This window comes from Exiguobacterium artemiae 255-15 (assembly GCF_000019905.1).
GTDB lineage: Bacteria > Bacillota > Bacilli > Exiguobacteriales > Exiguobacteriaceae > Exiguobacterium_A > Exiguobacterium_A artemiae.
On sequence record NC_010556.1, the window covers coordinates 732,267 to 758,265 of the forward strand.

Below are 25,999 nucleotides of genomic sequence, written 5' to 3' on the forward strand. Positions count from 1 at the left end.
TATACAAAAACAAATCGAAGCAGCGGACCGTTATTGTTGGGGAGTGAGATGATCGACGTCTTGTTTTGCCTCATCAGCAAACTTTTGAAGACGAGCGAGTGATTCTTGAACCTCTGATTGGTACTGAGAGACGTCTTTTATAACTTCCTCTTTAAAAGCCGTACCAGAAAGTTTGGCTGTCTCTATTAGATTCTTTCCCTCCTGCGTTAAATCCTGCATACTCGTTACGATTGTAGAATAAGAATTTCGACGTTGTTTACCATTCGAAGAGTCACTTTTAGTACCTTGGCGAAGCGCCTTCAAACCGTAAAAAGTCACAAGCGACAGCGTAGCACCAAAAGCGACCCAGTTACGATGGGGACGCTTCGACATAGTTTACCTCCTTTCGATACTAAAATATTTGTTTCATATTATTTTACCGAAAATTCGATATTAGAAACCTATTTCGGCAATATTTTTAAAATGAGTCAGTAATCGGACTGTTTTTGAGGTATCAAAGACGATTTTTGATGGATTCGGCAATCGTTGCTAACTCATCCGCCGTATATTCTTCATTGTGTACTTCCCATTTGGCACCAAATCCGTCATGTTTATCGTGGCGCGGGATGAGATGGAGGTGGAAATGGGAAACGGACTGCCCGGCAACCTTTCCGGTATTTGATAAAAGGTTCATTCCGGCAGCACCGGTCTCCTGTTGGATAGCCCGACTGATTTCCGGAACGGTCGCAAAAACAGCCTGTGCACTTTCTGATGATAAATCGTAAATGTTATCGGCATGTTGTTTTGGAATGACAAGCGTATGACCTTTCGTTACTTGTGAGAGATCAAGAAAAGCCAACACTTCTTCGTTTTCAAAAACCTTATGACTCGGGATTTCATGATTGGCAATCTTACAGAAAATACAGTTTTCTTTTTGCAATAGACTCACTCCTTTAGATAGATATAGCTTCAGTATACTCGACCAACTCAGTCTTGCGGGCGATTGACAAGGATATGAAGGGTTTCTAAACTAAAGGAAATCCTAAAACATGAAAGTAGGGGAAACAAAGATGCCGTCTCGCATCACTGTATATGAAAAAAAGAAAAAACGAAATCAGCGGATCGGACTCATCATAGGGATCATCGTACTCGTTTGTCTGATTGCTTGGATTGGCTGGAGTCAAATCAAACCGGCCGCCGAACGGCAACAGACCGACAAAGTATTTCAAAAGGCCTTGCAGGAACAAGACAAGGAAACGTTTCAGCAGCTCGTGTACCTTAACAGTAAACCGTTAAAGCTGGCAGAAACGAATCAGCTCATGACATGGTTTAAGGCGGATCCGGAGCGCCTGGAACGAACGTTGGCTGAAATTAAGTCGGATCAAAAAAATTATCCGGAAAAAATCGGGAAAATAGCAAAACAGGATCTGTTCCTGCTCAAAAAACAGCCCGGACGATTTTGGTTTGATACGTATACGCTTCATTTAAACAAACAGACATTGGAAGTGAAAGTGGATACGGAAACGGCATCCATCTCAGTTGATGATGCACCGGCGGGGAAGGCGAATCAACAAACTCCGTTAATCATCGAACGTTTTCCGGGCGAGTATGATGTGTCGGCGCGCGTGGAAGCGAACGGAAAGACGGGACAAGCAAGCGAAACGGTTCAGTTGGGGGATCAGAGAAAAACGACGGTAGTATTTCAACTGGCGCAACAAGTTGCGCCGGATCAAAAGGAACAATACGGTGTCGATATCGAAAAGTTACTCGAAGCAGAAGTGAAGGCAAGAACCGGTAAAACCGTGGAACAGATGACGGCTTATCTCGGTAAAAGTCAATCGGAAGTGGAAAAATCATTTGGCCCTCCGACGAACCGGATTGCCAATAAGGCGATCTATGACGGGTTTGAAGTAGCGTACGAGAATCAGGAAGTGAGCAGTATCTTAATTGATTTGAATAAAACAACATCTGAACTGGAAGCCGTCGCCGGCAAGCCGGAGTCTAAATCCACTGAAACCATCGGGACGGTCTGGAAATATCCATCAAGCTTTTTTGACGACTTGCTCGGATGGCTGAATATCAAGTCGGAAAAACGGGTGATTGAACGATCCGGTAAAATGTGGCTCGAGTTGCGTGATTAAAAAAGTGCAACCCATATAAAAAACCACGGGGATTTTATATCTCCCGTGGTTTTTGCTGTACATTAGATTATCGTTTGTTCACCGCACGAAGGATGAACGATACGATTAAGATTAAGATGATGGCACCAAGGATAGCTGGTACGATTGCGAAACCGGCAACTGACGGTCCCCAACTTCCGAAAAGAGCTTGTCCGATCATTGAACCGACAAAACCTGCGATGATATTACCGATAACTCCACCTGGTACATCTTTACCGAGAATAAGACTTGCTAACCAACCAATAATACCACCAACGATTAAAGCCCATAAGAATCCCATTTAAAACACTCCTTTTAGTTTTAGTAGTTTAGATTATTTGCGACGTACTGAACGAAGAATCAACGATACGATGAAGATTAAGATGATTGCACCTAAGATAGCTGGAATGATTGCAAATCCGCCGATAGTAGGTCCCATTGAACCGAAAATAGCTTGTCCGATCATTGAACCAACAAAACCTGCGATAATGTTACCGATGATACCTCCTGGTACATCTTTACCAATAATTAGACTAGCGATCCAACCGATTAATCCACCGACGATTAAAGCCCATAAGAATCCCATTTAAAAACACTCCTTTAATAAAATTTACGTACTGATCATTATCTCAATAAATCATTTACGACGTACTGAACGAAGAATCAATGACACGATGAAGATTAAGATGATAGCACCTAAGATAGCTGGAATGATTGCGAAACCAGCGATATCCGGTCCCATTGAACCGAAGATTGCTTGACCGATCATTGCTCCGACAAACCCGGCAACGATGTTACCGATGATGCCGCCTGGTACGTCTTTCCCGATGATGAGACTAGCTACCCAACCGATTAATCCACCGACGATTAAAGCCCATAAGAATCCCATTTGGAACCCTCCTTTTCTTACTTTAGATTTACCTGTTTTCAGGCAGTTGTAAACACATTGAAAGATGAAAGCCTTTAAATAATCATTTCAACCAGTGAGGTAAAAACATTAAAATTAAAATGGCTAGACGATTATACCAGTTACCTCTTAACGAAACTCGTATTTAAAATGCTACTTTCAATTTTTGTAAGTCGTTTTCATATATTGATGTAACGATTACACTTAGAGTAATTACCGTAAAAAGATGTATTCAAACCTTTTCTTCATAAAAAAATGACTCAAACTAGAAAAGTGAGAATGAATTGTCTAGGATGGTTAATGAAGGGAGTCGATGAGTGTGTTGTTAAAAATAAATGATTTATCTGGAGGATATGGAGCAAAGAAAGTTCTCCATGACATTAATATATCGGTAAATCGAGGAGAACTTGTTGGATTAATCGGTTTAAACGGTGCCGGTAAATCGACGACGATTAAACATATCCTCGGTTTGTTACCGGTCAAGTCAGGAGAAGTTCTGATCAACGGAGTCAGTTTAGAACAGGATGAACAAACATACCGGAAACAAGTCGCTTATATTCCGGAACAGCCGATGTTATATGAACAATTGACTTTACGCGAACATTTGCGTTTGATGGCGCAAGGATATGCCGTCGAGGAGAAGCAGGCGCAAGAACAAATGAATCATTACGCAGAACGGCTTCGGATGACCAAACAGCTGGAATGGTTTCCGAGTGTTTTTTCCAAAGGGATGAAACAAAAGGCGATGATCCTCTGCGCCCTGGTGACAGGCAGTGAGCTACTGATCGTCGATGAACCGTTTGTTGGACTCGATCCACTTGCAATTCGGGAACTGTTGACGATTTTCAGTGAATTGAAAGCGGACGGAAAAGGAATCTTGATGTCGACACATATTTTAGAGACGGCAGAACGTCATTGCAATCGGTTCATCTTGTTGCATGAAGGACGGATTGCAGCGGAGGGAACGACGGAAGATCTTCGAAATCGCTACGATTTGATGGACGGTTCCCTTGATGACATTTACGTCGCTGCCATCGAGGAGGCAGAACGATGACAAGTTCTGTTTTATGGCGTACACGATACCAGGCTGCCATGGCGGAGATGACGAAGTATACCCGGTATATGGCGAACGGCGGATTGCTGTTTACGGTCTATTTCGTCGTCTTATACGGTCTTGTCGTGTACGGTCGATTTTTGGATCAGCTCGATCCATCGTTTCCGGGAAATCTGGTCATGGGCAGCCTGTTCATCTTGTTGGCGTTTTACCGCTCGACACGGACGTTTTTGACCGAGGCGGACCAAGTCTTCCTGCTTCCGAGTCTGCCGCACCTTGCAGGGTATATGAAGCGAATCCGGGTATATAACGCTCTGTTTGGTATGATCCGGGCAGTGATCCCGTTTCTCGCGGTTTCTGTATTATATGTGCGGACAGAAGAGACTTCACCCATCGGATTATTCATTCTGTTTGTCGCCTTAAGCATGATCGGTGCGGCTGCCAATTTATCAAAACTTGAAGGAGTCGGTCATCGACTGGTCCTCTTATACGCAACCGGTGCCGGAATTCTTGTTATGCTCGGAATGGGTTCATTCAGCATCGTGGTTACGGGTCTTCTGTTGTTGACGCTTCATTTGAAGAAACAGGATCAGCTACCGTTGATGGAGTGGATTGCGCTGGAACAGGAATCGCGGGATCGCTTTTACCGGATTGCAAACTGGTTTGTTGATGTACCACGCCTGTCGACGACATACAAACGGCGACGACTGTTGAGTCATCTCGTCGAAAAAATCGGATTTGACCGGAACCGGACGTTTGATTACCTGTACATGAAACAATTCATTCGAAGTACGGATGGAATCGGTTTAATCGTTCGTTTGACACTGATCGGCGCCGTCTTTATGTGGCTTGGTAAAGACAATGAATGGTTAGTGGTGCTTGCCTTACCCGCCTTCAGTGGATTGACCAGCTTTCAATTGGCGCCATTCACCCGGGCCATCGATTCCCATCTGTTGACCCGCCTATTGCCGTTTGGAGACGCAACGGCATCAAAACGGAAAGTCCTTCGAACCACTTCATTTTTACAAGTGATGGTTTTAACGGGAATCGGGTATGGGATCAGCGGTTTTCCGACTGTTATCGCAGGCGCTGTTTTAGCACTCGTCATCGCGGAATATTACGCGAGGAAAAAGTAACCGTAGAATCAAAGACAAAACACCCCTTCGCCGTCACGGCGAAGGGGTGTTTGACGGTGAAATTCAGTTGACCTTTTCAGTCGATTCTTCTTCATACGTAGGATGCGACTCTTTGCTGACCGGTGCAGGGAGGTCGTAAGAAGCTTGTCCATGCTCGGCAACGTCCAGTCCACGGAGTTCATCTTCACGTGTAATCCGGAGACCGATTGTTACATCGAGTAACTTGAGGAAGACATAACTTAGGACGCTGACGACGACGACGGCAAAGACGACGCCGAGTGCTTGCACCCCAAGTTGTGTAAAACCGCCGCCGTAAAATAATCCGGCTTGTCCGATGCCTGTAATTTCAACGAGTCTCGGTGAAGCGAAGAATCCGGTAGCGAGTGTGCCCCAAATCCCGGCAACACCATGAACCGAGAACGCACACAACGGATCATCAACGCGACGAGCGAGCAGGATACTTGTTGCGTACGTGATGACTCCGGCCAGGAAACCGATTACGACGGCTCCCCACGGTTCGACGAAAGCACAAGCGGCTGTGATGGCGACGAGAGCAGCCAGGACGCCGTTGATGATTGACGGGATATCTGCGACCCGACGGTGCCAGAAGGAAATGGCGAGTGCACCAAGCGCACCGGCAGCGGTCGCAAGTAAAGTCGTCAAGGCGACATAACTGAAGAATCCGTCAGCAATCGTTAACGTCGAGCCGGCATTGAATCCAAACCAACATAACCAAAGGATAAACGCACCGACGACGGAATAGATGACGTTATGACCAAGTAACGGTGTTTTTTCTGCTCCAATCCGTTTTTTCAAGATTAAAGCAGCGACGAGAGCAGCGATTCCACCTTGTAAGTGGACGACCGTCGATCCGGCAAAATCCTGCATCCCGAGGGAACCGAGGAAACCGCCTGCCCAAACGGAACGGGCGATAATCGGATAGATGACAGCGACGAAGAATGTTCCGAATAATAGGTAAACGGACAATTTTGCCCGTTCCGCAAAACCGCCCCAAGCGATCGCAAGGGATACTGCGACAAAGGATAACTGGAAGAGGAATTTGACATCGATGGTTACATTTGACCAGTCAAGGCTTGAAAATCCGCCATGAAGGAAAAATCCTTCGGTCCCAATCAAACCGGGTCCGTCTCCGAACGTCAGTCCGAAGCCGATTGCCCAAAAGGCAAGAGCTGCAACGGAAAAACTGATTAATTGTTTAACCGCAACGTGTCCGGCATTCTTCGCCCGTAACATGCCTGTTTCGAGTAATAAAAATCCAATCTGCATCGTAAAGACTAATAAAGTAGCGAATAAGACATAAAACGTATCGACCGAAACTAACATTTCTTCTAATTTCATCGTCGTTCCTCCTTTATCAATTTAAAGTATGTGTTTACTTTAGACGGAAATCCTTTCCAAGAAACGTCTTGTGTCAGAAAATCTGACATGGTATTTTGAAGGAAAGGAGTGACGAAGATGAACTACCGGGAGAAGAAGGTGATGACGATTGGGATTGTCTGCGAATTGACCGGTTTATCGGAACGGCAAATTCGTTACTACGAAGAACGGAAATTGATTTTTCCGGAGCGGACGAACGGAAAAACCCGAAAGTATTCCTTTACAGATATCGAGCGACTAGTAGAAGTCGCAGAAAAGATTGAAGACGGGTGGCGGACACACGAAATCCGTGAAAAGGAACGAAAAGTAACAGAACAACAACGTTCGGATTTAATTCGTGGACAGTTGAATGCGGCCTTCGGACTCTACAAGAAACGGTGAACATTTGATGAACGGGTAACAGAACTGTAATTTTGTAAACGATTTATTGGCACACCGTTCTGAATTTCAGATATAATGTTTCTGTGTTCACAAACTTATCGTGCGTTATTTTGGGGCGTTAGAACGAGTAAAAGGGGTAGTTATGATGAAAAACTTTAATGATACATTTTTGCGGGCCATTCGTGGCGAAGAAGTAAGCCATGTACCGGTCTGGTATATGCGGCAAGCAGGTCGGTATCAAGCCGAGTATCGTGAAATCAAGAAGACACGGACACTTTTTGAGATTACACATGATCCTGAGTTGTGCGCCTATGTGACAGAACTGCCGGTCAAACAGTTGGGAGTCGACGCAGCAATCCTTTATAAAGATATTATGACGCCGTTGCCTTCAATGGGTGTCGACGTCGAGATCAAAAGCGGCATCGGTCCTGTCATTGCTAATCCAATCCGGACAATGGATGATGTTCAAGCGCTCCAAACCTTTAAAAAAGAAGATATTCCCTACATTTTCGAGACGATTAAATTATTGCGCGAACGTCTTGAAGTACCGTTGATCGGTTTTTCGGGAGCACCGTTTACATTAGCAAGTTATATGATCGAAGGCGGACCGTCAAAAGGTTATCATAAGACGAAAGCATTGATGTATGGTCACCCTGATGTCTGGCATGCTTTAATGGAGAAACTCGGAGATATGGTCATCGATTATATCAAAGCACAAGTTGATGCCGGTATCCAAGCGTTTCAAATCTTCGATTCGTGGGTCGGTACGACGAGTCGCAACGATTATGTCCTTTACATCAAACCGACGATGGAACGTATTTTCACGGAATTAAAAGAAACAGGCGTTCCGATGATTATGTTTGGTGTCGGAGCAAGTCACTTGGCAGAAGAATGGCATGATCTTCCGCTTGATGTCGTCGGACTCGACTGGCGTTTGTCGGTAGACGCGGCACGTGAACGCGGACTGACAAAAACCTTGCAGGGAAATCTTGATCCATCTTATCTGCTCGCTCCATGGGAGATTCTTGAAGCCAAAACAAAAGAAATCCTTGATATGGGCATGAAACGCCCTGGTTTTATCTTTAACTTAGGGCACGGTATCTTCCCGGAAGTGGATCCGGAAGTCTTAAAACGTCTCACTGCATATATCCATGATTACTCGAAAGAAAAAATGGAGGTAGCGAAATGAAAACACTAGGATTACTCGTCATGGCGTACGGTACGCCGTACAAACCGGAAGACATTGAACGGTATTACACACACATTCGCCGTGGGCGGAAACCGTCTCCAGAAGCATTGGCTGAACTGACAGAGCGGTATGAAGCAATCGGTGGTGTTTCACCACTGGCACAAGTCACGATTGATCAAGCGGAAGAACTGCACCGCCAACTGACTGAAAAATATGCAGGCGAAATCGAATTCAAACTGTATCTCGGTCTGAAGCATATCGAACCATTCGTCGAAGACGCCGTGGAACAAATGGCGAAAGACGGTATCACGGAAGCGGTCACAGTTGTACTGGCACCACACTACTCGACGTTCAGCATCCGTTCATACAACGGTCGTGCAAAAGAAGTAGCAGACAAACACGGTATCCATTTAGCTTCTGTTGAGTCATGGTACAAAGAAGAAGCTTTCATCGACTGGTGGGGCACGGAAATCCGGAAAACATTTGATGCGTTACCGGTACCGGAAGATAGAGCAGTCCTTGTCGTCTCAGCCCACAGTTTACCGGAAAAAATCATTGCGAACGGTGATCCATACCCGGAACAATTAAAAGAGACAGCAGATTTGATTGCGGCCCGCGCCGGTGTCAAGCATATGATCACAGGCTGGCAGTCAGCCGGACAAACGCCAGAACCTTGGCTCGGACCAGATGTACAAGACTTGACGCGTGACGTCTATGAAGCAGAAGGATACGAAGCATTCGTCTATGTTCCAGTCGGATTCGTCGCCGATCACTTGGAAGTCCTGTTCGACAATGATTATGAGTGTAAAGTCGTCTGTGACGAACTGGGCATTCATTACGCACGTCCGATCATGCCGAACGCAGATCCTGCCTTCATGAAAGCGGTCACTGAGGCTGTTTCAAAACAGGTTGGCAGTTATGTCAAGTAAACGTCTCGTCATCGTCGGCGGTGGTATTACTGGTCTTGCCGCTGCCTATTACGCAGAACGTGCCTTTCCCGATTTGAACATTACATTGCTTGAAGCCGGAGAACGTCTTGGCGGGAAGGTCGCGACGTACCGGGAAGACGGTTTTACGATTGAGCGTGGACCGGATTCTTACGTCGCCCGCAAACACATTTTGACGGATTTGATTGAAGCAATCGGACTTGGTGAAAAACTGGTCCGAAACAATACATCCCAAGCGTTCATTTTGGATACGGGTGGCCTTCATCCGATTCCTAAGGGTGCGGTCATGGGAATTCCGACGGATCTTGACTTGTTTCGGCAAACGACGTTACTGACAGAAGAGGAGAAACAGGAAGTCGCAGACTTGCTGTTGCATCCGTCTGACAGTCTGAGGATTCCGGAACAGGACATTCCGCTCGGGGAATATTTGCGTCCGCGGCTCGGTGATGCATTAGTTGAAAAACTGATTGAACCGTTGCTGTCCGGAATTTATGCCGGCAATATCGATCAGATGAGTACGTTTGCGACCTATCCGCAGTTCGTCGCCAACGAACAAAAAGCCGGCTCATTGTTTGAAGGAATGCGTCTGATGCGTCCGCTCGATCAATTGCCACAAACTCCCCAGACAACAATTAAGGCAACGGGACAGTTCTTATCGCTTGAAACAGGACTCGAATCGTTGATTGAACGGTTGGAAGAGGTGCTCGAACGCTCGGAAATTCGTCTCGAAACCCCATTACTGGCGATCTCACGTGAAGATGGACGATACCGGCTGAAAACGGACCACGGTCCAGAGTACGCCGATTATGTCCTCTTGACGATTCCGCATCCGCAAGTCGTTCAACTGTTACCGGATGCTCATTTACCGGAACTTGAGCAGTTAACGACCCACTCGACGGCAACGGTGACAATGATTTTTGATCAACAGCAGTCGCTGCCAATTGAAGGAACAGGTTTTGTCGTCAATCGACGGGCACCGTACTCGATTACGGCCTGTACGGCGATTGATCAAAAATGGAATCATTCGGCTCCCGATCACACGGTCCTTCGGGCATTTGTCGGACGACCGGGTAATGACCATCTGGTTCATGAATCAGATGAGGTATTGCAACAGGCCGTGCTGCAGGACTTGGAAAAGATCTGTGGTCGGACGTTAGAGCCGAAGCAGGTCATCATCAGCCGTTTGATGGATGGTCTTCCTGCTTACACCGTCGGTCATGCCGACCGGATTCAGCGTGTCCGGGAAGAAGTATTGGCACAATATCCGGGCATTTATCTCGCCGGTCTTGCCTATGACGGGGTCGGATTGCCGGATTGTGTAGCCAGTGCGAAAACAATGATTGAATCGATTGAACTCGAACAATCCCATACAGATGAATCCGTCAATGAAACATAAAATCTTATCCAGTGCAGGAAACTCCATCTTTTTTAGGAGTTTCCTGCACTTTTTTGTTTTATTTACTTTGAAAATAAGGAATACCTTATACATTGCAGTGGGAAAAGGTGACAGGTAGAACAAAGGAGGAGATCCAGTGCTTGACGTGTTGAGTACGATGCTCGTCATATTGGCTTACGGCTTGATTATCGTTAATGTATTGGCGGTCATCACCGTCATTTTTTTAGAGCGGCGGGATGTCGGCGCAACGTGGGCGTGGGTCTTGATTTTATATTTTGTTCCGTTGATCGGGTTTCTGATTTATTTATTTTTTGGACGTCTCTTGAAAAAAACAAATTTTTATCACGTCGAACAAACGGAACAACAAGAGCAGTCACGCCGTGTTGCTTTGCAACTGACCGAGCTCGACAAGCATGAGACACAACAGCGTCATCCTGCTATCGTCCGGTATGACCAACTGATCCGGATGAATTTAGTCTCGAACGATGCGTTGCTTAGTTTTAAAAATGAGGTCGTCATTTTATCGGACGGCGAGCAAAAATTTAATCGGATGATGACCGACATCGTAAATGCGGAACACGAAATCAACATCCAGTATTACATCATTCAAAAGGATTCACTGGGACAGGCCTTGATTGCCGCTTTGACGAACAAAGCGAAACAGGGAATCAAAGTCCGGTTGCTGTATGATGCGGTCGGATCCCGCGATTTAAAACGGTCCGACTTTAAGGAATTAATGAAACATGACGGAGAAGTGTACGCCTTTTTCCCGCCGACAATCGGTTTGATCAATTTCCGTCTCAACAACCGGAATCACCGGAAGTCCTGTATCGTCGATGGGAAGATTGGTTATATCGGCGGCTTTAACGTCGGCACAGAGTATTTGGGAATTGATGAAAAATTCGGCTACTGGCGCGACACGCATTTCCGGTTGGAAGGAGAGGTTGTTCACGATCAACTGGACCGATTCATCTTGGATTGGAACCAGGCCAGCGACAGCTATACGCCTAAAAATACTTTTTATTATGGCGCCCACTCGATTGAACAGGAATTGCCGATGCAGATTGTGACGTCGGGTCCGGATTCGAAAACGGAACATCTCAAAAATCTGCTGATTAAAATGATTTCATCCGCGAAATACTCGATTTATATCCAGTCACCTTATTTCATCCCGGATACGAGTTATATGGACGCTTGTAAGATGGCATTGCTGTCGGGTGTGGAAATCCGGATCATGATTCCGAACAAACCGGATCATCCGTTTGTTTACTGGGCGACGACAGCGGCAGCCGGAGAACTGATTGATTATGGAGCGAAAATCTATACGTATGAACCCGGATTTCTTCATGCCAAAACGATTGTCGTCGATCGGGAAATCGCCTCCGTCGGAACGACGAATATCGATGCCCGGAGCTTCCGATTGAATTTTGAGATGAACTCGATCGTCTACGACCGGCATGTTGCTGAAGAATTAGCCCGTTTGTTCGAAGCGGATTGTCTTGTCTGTGAGCAACTGACCGCTGAAAAATATGCGGAACGATCCCGGTTCGTTAAGTTTAAAGAAAGTATTTCCCGCTTGTTGTCTCCGATCCTTTGAGCGGCATCAAAAGGGTCGGAACAGGAATATCGTCTTGAAAATGGTATAGTAAAATGGAAAAAGATAAAGGAGAGTGAACGTTTTGGCAAAAGCAATCAAATTATTGATCTCAGACATGGATGGTACGGTGTTATCCAGCAAACAGAAAATAGAACCGGAAACGATTGCGGCAATTGAAGCTGCAAAAGAACAAGGCATTGATTTTGCGATTGCGACAGGACGAAATTACTTAAATGCAAAAGAACTGACGGACGAGGCGGGCATTACGTGTCCGATCATCGCTTCTAACGGAGCACGTGTGTTGACTGCTGACGGCGAAGAGCTGAGTGCAACGACACTGACGACGGAACAGGCGCAACAAATTTACGGTATCATCAGTCAGTATGAAGTTTTCTTCGAGATGTTTTGTGATAAAGGACTGGTCACAGCGCAAGGAGCGACGATTGACGCCGCTTATGATTCGCTGAAAGAAATGAGTCAGGAAAGCGACCGGGCCAAAAATGTCCTGGAATTTTTCCATGACCGGTATTATGTCAACGAAGATGTCAAAATGATTGACGGTTTCCGTTCGTTCATCCGCAACCAGACCAAACAAGTCTTTAAATTCATTTCTTTCTCATTTGATCAAGAGTTGATGAAGAAAATTTGGGAAGAAATCGAACAAAAAGTGGAGGGTGTATACGTGACATCATCCGGGCATGACAATATCGAAGTCATGGCACTTGGTGCCGATAAAGGAACAGCGGTCAAAACACTGGCAAAGCACCTTGGAGTGTCGATCGAAGAAGTCGCCGTCATCGGGGACAACTTGAATGATGTTCCGATGTTCAAAGTGGCCGGTATGGCGATTGCGATGGGGAATGGTCATGACGATGCAAAAGCGATTGCCCATCAAGTGACGAAAACAAATAATGAAAATGGGGTTGGCTATGCGATTCGTCAGTTGGCTGATCGGGCATGGACGTAAAATGAGAGGGGCAACCGGCAGTGTTCAAAGCGTTTAAAGAGTTTGCATTTCGCGGAAATGTCATCGACCTGGCAGTAGGGGTCATCTTGGGGGCGGCTTTCAGCGGTATCATCAAGTCGCTGGTCGACAGCATCTTCATGCCATTGATCGGTATCATCATTGGTGGAATTGATGTCAAAGGATTGTCGGTCGAGGTCGGAAATGCTAATTTGTTATACGGTCAATTCCTGCAAGCAAGCATCGAGTTTATCTTGATTGCGTTTGCGTTATTTTTATTCGTCAAAGGCATCAATGCTTTTCGCCGGAAAGAGGAGACGACAGAAGAAGTCGCAGCTCCGACGACGGAAGAAAAACTGCTCACGGAAATCCGTGATGCATTGGTCCGTCAACAGAATGAACGAATGAAATGAGTAATCAAAAGACGCACTTACTCCGGAACATGATCCGGATGGTAAGTGCGCCTTTTTTTATAAAATCGTTAACAGATGATTTTCAGAACAGACTTGAAGGGACAATTGCTTATCGATGCCTTTATCGAATTGAATCTCAAGAACGTCGTCCATTACATGAACAATCGTTCCCTCACCGAAGGATGTATGCCGGATCCGCATATTTTTCTCGACTTGAAGAAGTGGCCCGGCAGGTTTTTCATTCAAACGTGAAGCATAACGGGCTTCTTTTTGTGCCTTTTGATCCGGATTAAGAATCTGGCGGATATTTGCGATGAATAAGGATTCCTCGACCGGTTTTGACTTATACCGGTAAGACAACAGGTGAAGATCATGACGTGCCCGTGTCATTCCGACATAAAATAGACGGACGGCTTCTTCCATTTCTTCGAGTTGTCCGTCTTTGTAAGATTTAATATTATCCGACGATGGAAGCACACCGTTGATTAAATCGATCATAAAGACACGATCGAACTCGAGTCCCTTAGCACTGTGAAAAGTCGATAAGGTGACAGCATTTTGATGTTTGTTCGACTTCGCTTGACGCATGAGTTGTTCGAGGTGCAAAATCCGCTCTTTAAAGGCAAGGGAAGTCGGAAGATCACTTGCGACATTTTCAATCGTATTGAGCATCTCGAGTAAAAAATCAATGCTGAATCCAAGACTGTCACTCATTTTTTTAAGATTTTTTTCATAACCGAGTTCATTGCGAATCATTGCCAAAGCGGCAGCCGGACGGGCGGTTTGTATGGCAGCGAAGACGGATTTAATGGTTTTCAACTGTTTTTTTTGATAAAACTTCATCTCGACATGTTGAAGCAACAGATCAAAGACGTTTTCACCGTTCTGCAGTTCATAAAGACGCTGTAATTGAACTTTTGAGATATACCCTGCAAATTTCGTATGAATTTGCGCTAAAATCTCAACATCAGAAGGATCGTTTGCCAGTTCGATAAAATGTAAGACATCCTTTAAAACCCAATGGCTAAAGAATTTATGGTCGACGTCCTTGATATAAAAAGGGATACCGGCTAGATCAAGGGCATTCATGATATTAATCGAGGACGAGTTGTTGCGGTATAAAATCGCTACTTCTTTAAAATTCGTTTCCTCGCGTAATTGACGAATGACATACCGCGTTTGGTCTTCGTACGCCGGTAACGTTTCAACGGTGATGGCACGGGAAGACGGATTTTCCGTATACATCTTCTTCGGGTAACGGACCTTATTCCGCTGAATGAACCGATTGGCGGTTTCGACGATCTCTTTAGAGGAACGATAGTTTTGTTCCATGTACAATACAGTCGCATCGGGATACGTATCCTTAAAGTGGATGATTTTTGATACATCTGCACCGCGCCAGCTGTACAGCGTTTGATCATCGTCGGCGACGACGCAAAGGTTATTGTGAGGCAATGCCAGTTTTTCGACAAGTTGATGCTGCACCAAAGAAGTATCCTGACTTTCGTCCGTTAAAATATATTCAAAGCGGCGTTGATACGAGGCAAGTAGTGCCGCATCCTGCGAAAGAATCGTATTGGCATATGTCAGCATATCATCGAAGTCCATCAGTGGATGGAGCGGATCCCGCAACTTAAATTGCTCATAAGCGGAGTAAATCTCCGGAAAATGTTTAATGGTCGTCTTTAATGTTTCAATGTCCTTCGTAACCAGTAAGCGGTTTTTCACGAAGGAAATCATACGTAGCAATTCATCCATCTGATCTTCCGTAATGACACTCCGGTTGATTTCCTGGAAAATCCGGCGAAGAATCATCCGTTTATGCAACGGCTGCTCCGGACGGTGTGTTGCCGTTTTTTCAATGGCGCCTTCGATGATCGTATACTGAAGGCGGTGTGTTGACGCATAGTCACGGACGACTTGGAAAGCAAAACTGTGGATGGTCGAGAAAGAAGCCGTTGTTCCGATTAAATGATGAAACCAGTCATAAAAACGTTCTGCCATCTCATGAGCAGCGGCTTTACTGAAAGTTAATCCCAAGATGGACCGGGGATTCACCTTTTTCTCAAGGATCAAATAGGCAATTTTAAAATTTAATGTTGTCGTTTTTCCTGAACCCGGGGAAGCGAGTAATAAGAGCGGACCTTGATCGTGCTCAATCGCTTGGCGCTGGACCGCATTTAATTTGGTTCCGGTTTCGATCTCCATCCGCTCGAAAAAGTCTGGGGACATCGGTTTATTCACCTCTTACCTTTATAAACTCAATTTTCTTTTCTTAGTTTAGCATTTTCAGTCGGACAATTGATTAAGTCTACACAAGAAGTGGAATATAAGTAAAGATAAAATCTTTTACACGAACGTTCCTGAAGCATTGGCTAAAACATCTAGAACATGTAAAATGGAAATAGATGTAAGGGGAGTGTTGTGTCTCCTTGACTAATGGAAGGCGGAAAAAGTATGTCTCAAGTAAAGCTGTTTATGTATACCAACGAACACTATGAACAATGTGATGCGTTTATTCTTCCGGAGGAACAAATCCAATTTACGACATTTCCGACCGAGGTCGTGTCGGAAGCATTAAGTAATCCAGACAAGTTTCCGGTCGTCATTAAAAAAGAAACGGAAGTCGTCGGATTTTTCATCCTGCATTTAAATCCTCCGAAAACCCACCGGACGGATGAACGCAGTGTCCTGTTGCGGGCTTTTTCGATTGATGCCAGACACCAACAGCAAGGATATGCCAAAGAAGCGATGATGCAACTTCCTGCCTTCGTAAACGAATATTTTCCGGAAGTGACGGCGATTACGTTAGCGGTCAATAAAAAGAATATCGCAGCAAAATCCTTGTACTTCAAAACAGGTTACGTGGATACCTTACAATCTGTCATGGGGTCGATCGGCGAACAACACATATTAGCCTTTGATCTTCAAAAAGAGACGGCACCGCAATAAAAAACACATTCCTCAGTTGATTGTCTGTGAGGAATGTGTTTTTCTGTCTTGAGCTAAATTAGAGGCTGTAAATCGCCAAATGCGCCGTCGCGTCACCGGTCAGAACGATGCCTTGGCTCGTCGTCTTCGGGAAAATCCGGGCGGAAGCCACGGCTTCTCCGTCATTGAGAAAGACTTCGACGGACGAACGATCGACGAACACACGTAACGTATGCAATGGTTCAGTCAACGTGACCGAACGAGTAGTTCCGTAGTCGAGTGCCGGTACTTCTGCACCTGATGACGCGCGGTCCATTGTAAACCGTCTCGTTTGTTGATCGTACCGCAGAACCGTCTGTTCCTGGTCACTGACGCGGAGCTTCACTTCCAATTGATCAGAAGAAAGTTGCAACTGGGACAACTCGAGCTCGAAAATTTCTGCTTGTGCAGGCAGGAGTTGATCGACCAATTCCAGTTCCTGTTTGTACAACGTTTCTTTACGGAGTGATATCAGTTCCCGGACCGGTTTTTGGCGCAATTGCTGATTTTCGAGTGTCAGTTCTCGGGGCAATGTCAAACCGTGTGCCCAGTTAAACCGGTCACTTGGATACGAGATGTCCGGTAATCCCATCCAGCCGACAAGAATCCGGCGTCCGTCTGCTGCCAGTGTTGTTTGCGGCGCATAAAAATCAAATCCGAAATCCAGTTCAACAAAATCTTCATGTTGGAAAGTGAGTTCCGGTAGGGCGAGCGGCTGTCCCATCAAGTATCCGGATTGGAAGATGTTTTGATATCGGTCGTTCTCGGGAGAAATCCCTTGCGGACTGAATAATAAGAATCCTTTTCCGTCGAGTTCAAAATAATCGGGGCACTCCCACATATAACCGAATTGATCATATCCGGTGTTGAGTTCACCCATGAATGTCCAGTTTTCCGCATCCAGCGATTGGTACATGACCGTACATCCGCTTAAATCATCGCGTTGAGCTCCGATGATGCAATACCATGTATCGTGATGCTGAAATACTTTAGGATCTCGGAAATGCTCGGTATAACCGGTCGGAACCTCTGGAATGGCAGGAGGCAGATGTTTTTCAATCCGACCGTCCGAACGAAGGTGACCGACGATTTGACTCGTATGGCGATTCCATTCGGCGTCCCGCTTGTTTCCTGTATACATAACATGAACCTGATCGTTTTTGACGAAACCACTTCCGGAGTAAGCACCATGTGAATCAGGATCATCGTTTGGAATAAGAGCTGCCCCCTCATCGAACCAATGCACTAAATCCTTTGAAGTCATATGGTACCAATACTTCAATCCGTGGACGGGGCCGAGCGGGAACCATTGATAAAAAAGGTGGTACGTCCCGTTGTGATAGACAAATCCGTTCGGATCATTCAATAAACCGGTCGGAGGTTGGATGTGAAAAGAAAACCGCCAAGGTGAGTTCCGTACTTCTTCTTTCATGAGTTGATACACTTCCGGTGCAAGATCGGAAAGCGGGCGATAACGTGCTTCGCGTGTCCACTGATTCATGTTGTCAGCTCCTTGTTGTAAGTAGTTGGGGATTGCTTCTTCTATGCGTTCACATTACGGAGTAGCGGTGATCTTGTCAATAACGTCTCTTAGTAATGGAAGGTCAAGCATCCTTTGCCCTGGTGTTTTGAATCGTACAAAGCAATATCTGCCCGGTGAATCACCTGTTCGATCGATTCTTCCGCCGAACGGATGGCGACGCCGATACTGGCTCCAATCAATATAGTTTGTTGATTCAAAAGATAAGGATAAGAAAGTGTATGAATGATGTCTCTTCCGTATCGGTCGATTTCTTCTGTCGTAATCGGCTCGTTCAAGATAATTAAAAACTCATCGCCACCGAGCCGTGCCACAAGACCTTCGTAACGTAAGGATTTTTGAAGACGATCGGCGACTTCGATTAACAATAAATCACCCATGGCATGACCATACTGGTCATTGACAGCTTTGAAGCCGTCTAAATCAAGATACAGATAAATCTGGTCGTGCGTTTTACGCGACAGCCCATCCAAATATTCCGATAGACCATTCCGGTTCGGCAGACCGGTCAAAGCATCGTGAAGGGCGAGTGACTCGTACGTTGTCCGTTCTTGCTCGGTATGGGTTAATTTTGTCGTCAGTTCACGCAAGGCGACGGACAGGACTTCGATCTCCCGAATCCCGGTATGTGCCGGAATCGACTTGGACCGATCATGTTGCATAGCTTCTGCTGCCAGTGTGATTTTCTTTAAGGGGCGGGTCAACAGTCTGGCTACGAACCAACCGATGATGGCCGTCAACAAAGAAGCAATTAATCCGGCAATCAGGATGTAGTTTCTCAAAGTGCTTGCGTCCGAAAAGGCGATTTGGCTCGGTTGGCGGACGAGAACCGTCCAGCCGAGTCCGTTGTAATTTTTGTAGCCCTTACTTTCGGCGACGCCGATTAAGTATTCTTGATCATTTTCCCAGTTGGAGATCCGGTATCCTTTTTGATTTCCGGCTAGCCAATCAGACGGCAAATTTTTTCCGCGCCACTGCTTCGGACCGAGGAGAACGGTCCGGTTTTGTTTGCTGACGATGAGGAATTCGACATCTTTAATCTGCGCCGTAGAGCTTTGGAAACTTTGTTCGATTTCCTTGGCCCACTCAAAGCTGAGGTGAGTGGCGAGAACACCAGTCATTTTTCCGTTCGTGAACAATGGTGTGCTGATGTCGACGAATTGCAGCGGTTCGCCGCTCGGGTTAGGAAGCAGTTTGGCCAGTAGAACAGCGTCATGTACATCACCGATGAATGGCTTTTTTTGAGCTTCCTGAAAGACGGGACGTGCTTTGATTGATTGGCCCTCTAATATTTTCCCTGTTGAAGCAATGACTTGGCCATCGGGATTCATTACACCAATCCAGGAAAAGTCAGGGATTTGTTGTTGCAACTGCTCCAGCGTATTCCGTGTTTCAGCCGGATTTTTCCCGTCCCGAATCGTTGGCAAAGTCCGTAAGACATTGACTTCGGCAGTACGGGACCACATGTAGTGATCGAGTTTATCGGATAATTGATAAGCTGTGGCGGACAAGGTTGTTCCCACCTCATCCTTTAGGCGGTCTGTTGCACGATTACTGATTAAAAACGTCAGAGAAAGTGTCATGACGAAAAAAAGACCGGCAATCAATAAAGCAAGTAAGGCATCAAAACGGATAGAAAATTTCTTCATGTAATAAACTCCAATTCAATTAATACAATAAGTAGAATGCTTCTCATTATTTTAACATACGATCATCTGATGAATTTATTTTGAGAAAAACTTCGACGGGTTGATGGCAGTCGGAGACACCCTGTCGTTCGAAGCGGAAATCAAGATGTTCCCAATAGCGACGTCCTGATACATTTTCAGGCAGGACAGCCAGTCGGATTACAGGACAATCCTGTAGATACTGTTCGTGAAACATACGATAGATCATCGAACCGATACCCTGTCGATGAAGTCGTTCGGACATGATGAATAAACCGATCCAGGTGGAGTGGTCGGTTGGATGTTCCGGTAAATAATCAATGAGGGCAAGCACATCGTCACCGTCAATACAGAGCAGACTAATCGTATCAGCATTTAAAAATTCTTCTTCTAATTCGTCATCCGATAAAAGATAGATTCGGTCTTCGAGTTGCACATAATGCGGATTTTCAGCAAAAATCGATTGAATGATCGGAAAATCTTTTTTTGTCACCGGAACAAACTGCAATGGCATCGGGTTTCCTCCTGTCAGTTAGAGTCCTACACCTCTTTTAGTATACAAGTTCAAACTGGAAACGGATTACATAATTGTAAGGATAGGAACTTTTTTAATGGATATCGCGTACACTGAAGTAAGAAGAACAGCAAGAGGAGGAAAAAAGATGCTGAAAATCGAACACGTATCAAAACGTCTAGGCAAAGAGCAGATTTTAAAGGATGTCAGCTTTGAAGTGGCACCGGGAGAAGTGTTTGGATTTCTTGGACCAAACGGGGCCGGGAAGACAACGACCATCCGAATTATAACGGGATTACTTGAGCAAGATGAGGGAACGGTCACCGTCAATGGCTTCGACGTCGTCCATGAACGCTCAAAAGCTTTGACACAAATCGGAGCAATCGTTGAGAATCCGGCTTTCTACACATACATGACAGGCAAACAAAATCTGGTTCATGCAAAGAATCTGATTCCGGGTTTGACTCAGGTCGATTATGAGGCACTGGCGAAACTCGTTGGACTTGAAGGAAAACTGTCTAAAAAAGTCGGAGAATATTCACTAGGAATGAAACAGCGTCTCGGAATTGCCCGCGCCTTGTTACATAATCCACGGGTGCTGATTTTAGATGAGCCGACGAACGGCCTGGATCCGGCAGGGATTGCCGAACTGCGTGAATATCTCCGGGCAATGGCCCGTGAGCAGGATATTGCGATTTTAATCTCCAGTCACATGTTGGGGGAAATGGAACAGATCAGTGACCGCTATGCCATCATCGACCAAGGTGTCATCAAATCAGTCGAATCTGTCCGGAATGAGACGGGAGCCAAAATCATGATTCGTGTTCCTGAAATTAATATACGTGATGTGATTGAAGCATTACGAATTGCGAACTATCCGGCAGAACGCTTAAACGATCACATCATTATCACGGCACCTGAAACCGAGACACCGGCCATCGCCCGATTAATCGTCCCGATTGCTGATTTACATGAACTGACAGTGAAACGAATGACACTCGAAGAACAATTCTTGCAAGTGACGAAAAAAGAGGGGGATTCACATGCTTTCGCTCATACAAAATGAATGGATGAAATGGTGGACGATGAAAAAATCAAAAATCGTCCTGGCGCTATACGTTCTGATCGCCGTCGGACTTGTTATTATCACAAAAATGAATGATTTTGACATGACGCGCAGTGAATATTATACGTTGGTTTCGACGATTTTATTCGGCTTGCTTGGCATCATTACGATTGTTTTCACGGCGGAGACCGTTGGGAACGAAGTCCGCTACGATACGATGAAGCATCTCTTGATGAGTCCGTATTCGCGGATGATGATTTATTTCTCGAAACTGTTGTTCTCGATTTTAGTCATGCTTGGACAATTCATCTTTATTGCGATCATTACGTACGCTGCTTCGTTTGCATTTTCTGAAGCCGGTGACAGCATCCAGTGGCGTGATACAGTGTTTTCGCTCGTTAGTCCGGTTTTCACAATTTTCATGACGTTATTCTTCTCACTTATCTTCCGATCTGTCGGAATGATTATCGGGTTTACCGTACTCGCTCAGTTCTTTACGTCGATTGCCGGGAATGTGTTACTCGCCTTCAAACCGGAAATCGCGAAGTGGATTGTTTTAATGCATTTGGACTGGTCGATGTACTTCAAAGGTGCGTTGACATACGGAACGGCAGAACCGATGGGAACGACGTTGACGTTTTCTGTCATCTTCGTTTTGGCGCACATCTTGGTTTTATTCGGTGGATCAATCTTGATTTTCCAAAAAAAATCATATCTTTAAATTTTAAAAAAATCCTGTCTCCACTGTGATGTGACATTCACAGTGGAGACAGGATTTTCTTTGTCAGGTAACACGACGGGTGATGGGGAATGTTTTTTGGAAAAATTCAATCAGTGGACCGTTTAACAACAGAAAGACGAACGTTCCGACACCAATCCCGATCAGTTCGTGTTCAACGAGCGACAAAATACTCGCAATCAGGAATGGAATCGCCAGGCTGACCGTTGCACCGATCGAAGTACTTTTGAATCGGCTGATCAATGATTTCATCAAGTAATCGGGCGGCATCAGGACAAAGCCGATCTGCAGATACAGGGCCAGTCCAAGCGAAATCAACGGCATCCCGATGACCATATACAAAATACGTGCCCACAGGGCGATCGGTGTATAGAGGAGCTGGTGAATCGATAAGAAGAAATCAATCGCTGTCCCGAACAGGACGACAAGGGAAAAGCTAAGTAAAATCGTCCACCAACTGAAGCGGCTGCCAAGAAGCAAAGCACTGATGAGTGCAAAAACATGCAGAACGACAATAGCGAGTCCGACGGTCAACGGCGAAATACGAGCTAACGCTTCACTGGCAGATGTCCACGGGGCACTCCCGATGGCGGCCGTGACCATGAAGCTGTTGCCGAGGGCATTGATGAGGATGGAAAATAAATAAATGATGATTCTTTTTTGTTGACTCATGCGAGGCACAGGGAACCTTTTCCCTATGCTTCTCACCTCCATTTCAAATCAGTATCGTTAAGCTATACCCTAATTTAATCGTTCTTTTCATTTGTTTTCATAAAAAGAGGATTGCGAAAAACATTGCGGAGGCGACATACTAAGAACAAATCAAAGAAATGAGGACGCTATATGACGTACTTTGGTCAAAAGATTCTGCCGTCTGTCAGAAAGTTAGAAGACTTTGAAAAAATGTTGAAAAGTCCTTATGAGTACGGAGTACTACTCGAGATGCACGTCTCGCGCTTAAAGGCCGTCTATGAATTGGCACATCGGTATGATAAAAAAATGTTTTTGCATATGGATTTAGTTCAAGGGTTAAAAAACGATGAATTTGCGACCGAATATGTCTGCCAGGAATTAAAGCCCTATGGTGTCATCTCGACGAAGGCAAGTGTCATCGTAAAAGCCCGCCAAAAAAAGGTCAAGACGATGCAACGGATGTTTTTACTTGATTCGAGTTCACTTGAAAAAAGTTATCATCTGATGGAGCGGACGCAACCTGATTATATCGAAGTATTACCGGGATTGATGCCGAAGTATATTGAAGAGGTGAAACGGAAAACCGGCAAACTCGTATTCGCCGGTGGACTGATTGATACCGTTGAGGAAGTGGAGCAAGCAATCGCAGCTGGAGCATCGAGTATTACGACATCCAATAAAGAGTTGTGGAAATACTTTGAATCAAACAAATGAAAACGCTATGATAAATATCACGTAAATCATTTGACAGCGTTTTCATCGATTGCTATAGTGAAAACAAGTTGATACGAAGTGACGGAGAAATCGGAGATTCACGCTTTCATGCTTTTTGAGAACATTCAAAAAGCCGAGGCGCGAATCTCTTTTTTTGTTGCTTTTTTCACATACAAAGGGGGAAATTATATGTCACCGGTATTAGCAGAGTTTTTAGGGACAGCACTTCTCGTGGCGTTCGGGAATGGTGTCGGAGCAGGTGTCACATTATCGAAATCCTACGCGAAAGATGCCGGCTGGATCGTCATTACGTTAGCTTGGGGTTTTGCGGTGGCACTCTCTGCCTATGCAGTCGGTCAATTCAGTGGCGCACACTTGAATCCGGCCGTAACACTTGGTCTTGCTTTTGACGGATCATTTGCTTGGGCGGATGTTCCGGGATACATCGTGGCGCAAATATTAGGCGGGATTGCTGGAGCGAGTATCGTATTCGTTCACTACTTGCCACACTGGGCAGAAACGAAAGACCCGGCGGCAAAACTAGGTGTTTTCGCGACATCGCCTGCGATTCCACATACATTTGCGAATGTCATGAGTGAATTGATTGCGACGTTTTTACTCGTCATTGGGATTTTATCAATTGGAGCCAATACGTTTTCAGACGGTCTGAATCCATTAGTCGTCGGTGTCTTGATTGTCGGTCTCGGGATGTCGTTTGGGGGGACGACGGGATACGCGATGAACCCGGCACGTGATTTAGGTCCACGGATTGCGCATTTTATCCTGCCGATTGCAGGAAAAGGTTCTTCTAACTGGGGTTATGCCTGGATTCCGGTGCTCGGTCCGGTTCTTGGCGGAAGTCTTGGTGGATTGTTTTACCGATCCGTCTTCTCCGGGAAAGATACACCGGCATTTGTGATTGTCGGACTTGTGACAATCGTCATATTAGGTTTATGCTATAAATTCGGTGTTCGTCCGAATAAATCAACGTCAGTGAAGTCGAAGTCAGCTTAAGCTTAACTTACTAGATACAAAGGATGGGGAAGAGATGGAGAACTACATTTTGTCATTAGATCAAGGAACAACGAGTACACGGGCGATTTTATTCAACCGTTCCGGAGAAATCGTTCATTCCGCACAACGTGAGTTTACGCAGTACTTTCCAAAACCAGGTTGGGTCGAACACAATGCCAATGAAATTTGGGGAAGTGTCCTTTCGGTCGTTGCAACCTGTTTAACGGAAGCCAACGTCAAAGCGACACAAATCGCTGGAATCGGCATTACGAACCAACGGGAAACAGCGGTCGTCTGGGAGAAAGAGACTGGAAAACCGATTCATAATGCAGTTGTCTGGCAATCGAGACAAACAGCTGAAATTTGTGAAGAGTTACGGAGTGCAGGACATGCCGAATTGTTCCGTGCAAAAACAGGTTTGTTGATTGATGCCTATTTCTCCGGAACGAAGGTCAAGTGGATTCTTGATCACGTTGAAGGTTCCCGGGAACGGGCAGAACGTGGTGAACTGTTGTTTGGAACGATTGATACCTGGTTGATTTGGAAGTTGTCAGGCGGTAAAGCCCATGTCACGGATTATTCCAATGCCAGCCGGACGTTGATGTATAACATCCACGAGCTAAAATGGGATGACGAATTACTTCAGCTCCTCGATGTTCCAAAAGCCATGCTTCCTGAAGTCCGTCCGTCTTCTGAAGTTTATGCGCATACAGCTGGCTATCACTTCTTCGGTGAATCGGTTCCGATTGCCGGAGCTGCCGGAGATCAACAGGCCGCTTTATTCGGTCAAGCTTGTTTCGAAAAAGGAATGGCGAAAAACACATACGGAACAGGATGTTTCATGTTGCTGAATACGGGCGACAAAGCTGTGACATCGGAACACGGTCTCTTGACGACGATTGCGTGGGGAATCGACGGAAAAGTCCAGTATGCGCTCGAAGGCAGTATTTTTGTCGCCGGTTCAGCGATTCAATGGTTACGAGATGGTCTTCGCCTGATTAACGATGCGAAGGAAACAGAAGCTTACGCGACGCGTGTGACGTCTTCAGACGGGGTCTACGTCGTTCCTGCATTCGTCGGTCTCGGGACACCGTACTGGGACAGTGATGTCCGTGGTGCAGTCTTCGGTCTGACGCGGGGAACGGAAAAAGAACACTTCATCCGGGCGACACTTGAATCGCTGGCATATCAGACGCGTGACGTCTTGACAGCGATGGAACAGGATTCCGGAATCGAAATGTCTGCCTTACGTGTCGATGGTGGTGCCGTTAAAAATGATTTCCTCATGCAATTCCAGAGTGATATCATCCAGGCACCGGTCGAGCGTCCGGAAATTAATGAAACGACGGCCCTCGGGGCAGCATATCTTGCAGGACTAGCTGTTGGATTCTTTGAGAATCAAAAACAGATTTCAGCCCACTGGAAGATGGATCGTCGCTTTGAGATGGATATGGCGGAAGCAGAGAGCGAAGATCTTTACGCTGGATGGAAAAAAGCTGTTCAAGCGGCGATGTTGTTTAAATGATGTGACATATGTTATATTAGGTACAAGTTAATAAACC

27 protein-coding genes are annotated in these 25,999 nt (G+C 45.6%); 16 read left to right on the top strand and 11 right to left on the bottom strand.

Annotation, left to right across the window (positions count from 1 at the left end):
* Positions 1-30 precede the first annotated feature (30 nt).
* Complete coding sequence (locus EXIG_RS03775) at positions 31-372, bottom strand: hypothetical protein (RefSeq protein WP_012369594.1); 342 nt, start codon at positions 370-372, stop codon at positions 31-33.
* Positions 373-493: 121 nt separating this feature from the next.
* Positions 494-919, bottom strand: a complete 426-nt coding sequence (locus EXIG_RS03780; RefSeq protein ID WP_012369595.1) for an HIT family protein — start codon at positions 917-919, stop codon at positions 494-496.
* A 130-nt stretch (positions 920-1,049) separates the two neighbouring features.
* On the opposite strand from EXIG_RS03780, the gene EXIG_RS03785 reads away from it, so the two are divergent.
* The gene (locus tag EXIG_RS03785; protein WP_012369596.1) at positions 1,050-2,120 is read left to right on the top strand and encodes a TcaA second domain-containing protein; all 1,071 of its coding nucleotides are present in this window, start codon (positions 1,050-1,052) and stop codon (positions 2,118-2,120) included.
* Between the two features lie 67 nt (positions 2,121-2,187).
* Here the strand turns inward: EXIG_RS03785 and EXIG_RS03790 are convergent, their stop codons facing one another.
* The 3 genes from EXIG_RS03790 to EXIG_RS03800 are packed head-to-tail and all read right to left on the bottom strand — an operon-like array spanning position 2,188 to position 3,027.
* Positions 2,188-2,439, bottom strand: a complete 252-nt coding sequence (locus EXIG_RS03790) for a GlsB/YeaQ/YmgE family stress response membrane protein (RefSeq protein ID WP_012369597.1) — start codon at positions 2,437-2,439, stop codon at positions 2,188-2,190.
* A 33-nt stretch (positions 2,440-2,472) separates the two neighbouring features.
* A complete protein-coding gene (locus tag EXIG_RS03795; protein ID WP_012369598.1) occupies positions 2,473-2,724 on the bottom strand; it encodes a GlsB/YeaQ/YmgE family stress response membrane protein in 252 nt (83 codons plus the stop codon).
* A gap of 51 nt (positions 2,725-2,775) precedes the next feature.
* A complete protein-coding gene (locus EXIG_RS03800; RefSeq protein ID WP_012369599.1) occupies positions 2,776-3,027 on the bottom strand; it encodes a GlsB/YeaQ/YmgE family stress response membrane protein in 252 nt (83 codons plus the stop codon).
* A gap of 331 nt (positions 3,028-3,358) precedes the next feature.
* On the opposite strand from EXIG_RS03800, the gene EXIG_RS03805 reads away from it, so the two are divergent.
* Positions 3,359-4,099 (top strand): ABC transporter ATP-binding protein, encoded by a 741-nt coding sequence (locus EXIG_RS03805; RefSeq protein WP_041261493.1) that lies wholly within the window; start codon positions 3,359-3,361, stop codon positions 4,097-4,099.
* A complete protein-coding gene (locus tag EXIG_RS03810; RefSeq protein WP_012369601.1) occupies positions 4,096-5,235 on the top strand; it encodes an ABC transporter permease in 1,140 nt (379 codons plus the stop codon). The genes EXIG_RS03805 and EXIG_RS03810 overlap by 4 nt, the downstream gene beginning before the upstream one ends.
* A 63-nt stretch (positions 5,236-5,298) precedes the next feature.
* Here EXIG_RS03810 and EXIG_RS03815 read toward each other — a convergent pair whose 3' ends face one another.
* Positions 5,299-6,594 carry an ammonium transporter gene (locus EXIG_RS03815; protein ID WP_012369602.1) on the bottom strand — a complete coding sequence of 432 codons (1,296 nt, stop codon included), beginning with the start codon at positions 6,592-6,594 and terminating at the stop codon, positions 5,299-5,301.
* A gap of 117 nt (positions 6,595-6,711) precedes the next feature.
* Between EXIG_RS03815 and EXIG_RS03820 the strand changes: the two genes are divergently transcribed.
* The 7 genes from EXIG_RS03820 (at position 6,712) to mscL (ending at position 13,520) form a co-directional block, all read left to right on the top strand.
* A complete protein-coding gene (locus tag EXIG_RS03820) occupies positions 6,712-7,014 on the top strand; it encodes a MerR family transcriptional regulator (RefSeq protein ID WP_012369603.1) in 303 nt (100 codons plus the stop codon).
* Between the two features lie 142 nt (positions 7,015-7,156).
* Complete coding sequence (gene hemE, locus EXIG_RS03825; protein ID WP_012369604.1) at positions 7,157-8,203, top strand: uroporphyrinogen decarboxylase; 1,047 nt, start codon at positions 7,157-7,159, stop codon at positions 8,201-8,203.
* The gene (gene hemH / locus EXIG_RS03830) at positions 8,200-9,132 is read left to right on the top strand and encodes a ferrochelatase (protein ID WP_012369605.1); all 933 of its coding nucleotides are present in this window, start codon (positions 8,200-8,202) and stop codon (positions 9,130-9,132) included. The genes hemE and hemH overlap by 4 nt, the downstream gene beginning before the upstream one ends.
* Positions 9,122-10,546: a protoporphyrinogen oxidase gene (gene hemG / locus EXIG_RS03835; protein WP_012369606.1), complete on the top strand. Its 1,425-nt coding sequence runs from the start codon at positions 9,122-9,124 to the stop codon at positions 10,544-10,546. The genes hemH and hemG overlap by 11 nt, the downstream gene beginning before the upstream one ends.
* 136 nt (positions 10,547-10,682) lie before the next feature.
* Positions 10,683-12,143 (top strand): cardiolipin synthase, encoded by a 1,461-nt coding sequence (gene cls, locus EXIG_RS03840; RefSeq protein WP_012369607.1) that lies wholly within the window; start codon positions 10,683-10,685, stop codon positions 12,141-12,143.
* A gap of 73 nt (positions 12,144-12,216) precedes the next feature.
* Complete coding sequence (locus tag EXIG_RS03845) at positions 12,217-13,110, top strand: Cof-type HAD-IIB family hydrolase (RefSeq protein ID WP_234944569.1); 894 nt, start codon at positions 12,217-12,219, stop codon at positions 13,108-13,110.
* Positions 13,111-13,130: 20 nt separating this feature from the next.
* Entirely contained in the window at positions 13,131-13,520 is a 390-nt protein-coding gene (gene mscL, locus EXIG_RS03850) for a large-conductance mechanosensitive channel protein MscL (RefSeq protein ID WP_012369609.1), read from the top strand.
* 57 nt (positions 13,521-13,577) lie between these two features.
* Here mscL and EXIG_RS03855 read toward each other — a convergent pair whose 3' ends face one another.
* Entirely contained in the window at positions 13,578-15,752 is a 2,175-nt protein-coding gene (locus tag EXIG_RS03855) for an ATP-dependent helicase (RefSeq protein WP_012369610.1), read from the bottom strand.
* A 246-nt stretch (positions 15,753-15,998) separates the two neighbouring features.
* Here EXIG_RS03855 and EXIG_RS03860 point away from each other — a divergent pair, with 246 nt between their 5' ends.
* Positions 15,999-16,472: a GNAT family N-acetyltransferase gene (locus EXIG_RS03860; protein WP_234944570.1), complete on the top strand. Its 474-nt coding sequence runs from the start codon at positions 15,999-16,001 to the stop codon at positions 16,470-16,472.
* Between the two features lie 58 nt (positions 16,473-16,530).
* Here the strand turns inward: EXIG_RS03860 and EXIG_RS03865 are convergent, their stop codons facing one another.
* The 3 genes from EXIG_RS03865 to EXIG_RS03875 form a co-directional block, all read right to left on the bottom strand.
* A complete protein-coding gene (locus EXIG_RS03865) occupies positions 16,531-17,991 on the bottom strand; it encodes a sucrose-6-phosphate hydrolase (RefSeq protein WP_012369612.1) in 1,461 nt (486 codons plus the stop codon).
* 89 nt (positions 17,992-18,080) lie between these two features.
* Positions 18,081-19,679: a sensor domain-containing diguanylate cyclase gene (locus tag EXIG_RS03870; protein WP_012369613.1), complete on the bottom strand. Its 1,599-nt coding sequence runs from the start codon at positions 19,677-19,679 to the stop codon at positions 18,081-18,083.
* Between the two features lie 46 nt (positions 19,680-19,725).
* Positions 19,726-20,211 (bottom strand): GNAT family N-acetyltransferase, encoded by a 486-nt coding sequence (locus tag EXIG_RS03875; protein ID WP_012369614.1) that lies wholly within the window; start codon positions 20,209-20,211, stop codon positions 19,726-19,728.
* A 148-nt stretch (positions 20,212-20,359) separates the two neighbouring features.
* Here EXIG_RS03875 and EXIG_RS03880 point away from each other — a divergent pair, with 148 nt between their 5' ends.
* Both EXIG_RS03880 and EXIG_RS03885 read left to right on the top strand, forming a co-directional pair.
* Positions 20,360-21,277: an ABC transporter ATP-binding protein gene (locus EXIG_RS03880; RefSeq protein ID WP_012369615.1), complete on the top strand. Its 918-nt coding sequence runs from the start codon at positions 20,360-20,362 to the stop codon at positions 21,275-21,277.
* On the top strand, positions 21,255-21,998 hold the full coding sequence (locus tag EXIG_RS03885) for a DUF2705 family protein (protein ID WP_012369616.1): 744 nt from the start codon (positions 21,255-21,257) through the stop codon (positions 21,996-21,998). The genes EXIG_RS03880 and EXIG_RS03885 overlap by 23 nt, the downstream gene beginning before the upstream one ends.
* Before the next feature lie 63 nt (positions 21,999-22,061).
* On the opposite strand, the gene EXIG_RS03890 is transcribed toward EXIG_RS03885, so the two are convergent.
* Complete coding sequence (locus EXIG_RS03890; RefSeq protein WP_012369617.1) at positions 22,062-22,688, bottom strand: YczE/YyaS/YitT family protein; 627 nt, start codon at positions 22,686-22,688, stop codon at positions 22,062-22,064.
* A 171-nt stretch (positions 22,689-22,859) separates the two neighbouring features.
* Between EXIG_RS03890 and EXIG_RS03895 the strand changes: the two genes are divergently transcribed.
* The 3 genes from EXIG_RS03895 (at position 22,860) to glpK (ending at position 25,962) form a co-directional block, all read left to right on the top strand.
* Complete coding sequence (locus EXIG_RS03895) at positions 22,860-23,423, top strand: glycerol-3-phosphate responsive antiterminator (protein WP_012369618.1); 564 nt, start codon at positions 22,860-22,862, stop codon at positions 23,421-23,423.
* 189 nt (positions 23,424-23,612) lie between these two features.
* Positions 23,613-24,437, top strand: a complete 825-nt coding sequence (locus tag EXIG_RS03900; RefSeq protein ID WP_012369619.1) for an MIP/aquaporin family protein — start codon at positions 23,613-23,615, stop codon at positions 24,435-24,437.
* A gap of 34 nt (positions 24,438-24,471) precedes the next feature.
* On the top strand, positions 24,472-25,962 hold the full coding sequence (glpK, locus tag EXIG_RS03905) for a glycerol kinase GlpK (protein ID WP_012369620.1): 1,491 nt from the start codon (positions 24,472-24,474) through the stop codon (positions 25,960-25,962).
* The last annotated feature ends 37 nt before the right edge of the window (positions 25,963-25,999 follow it).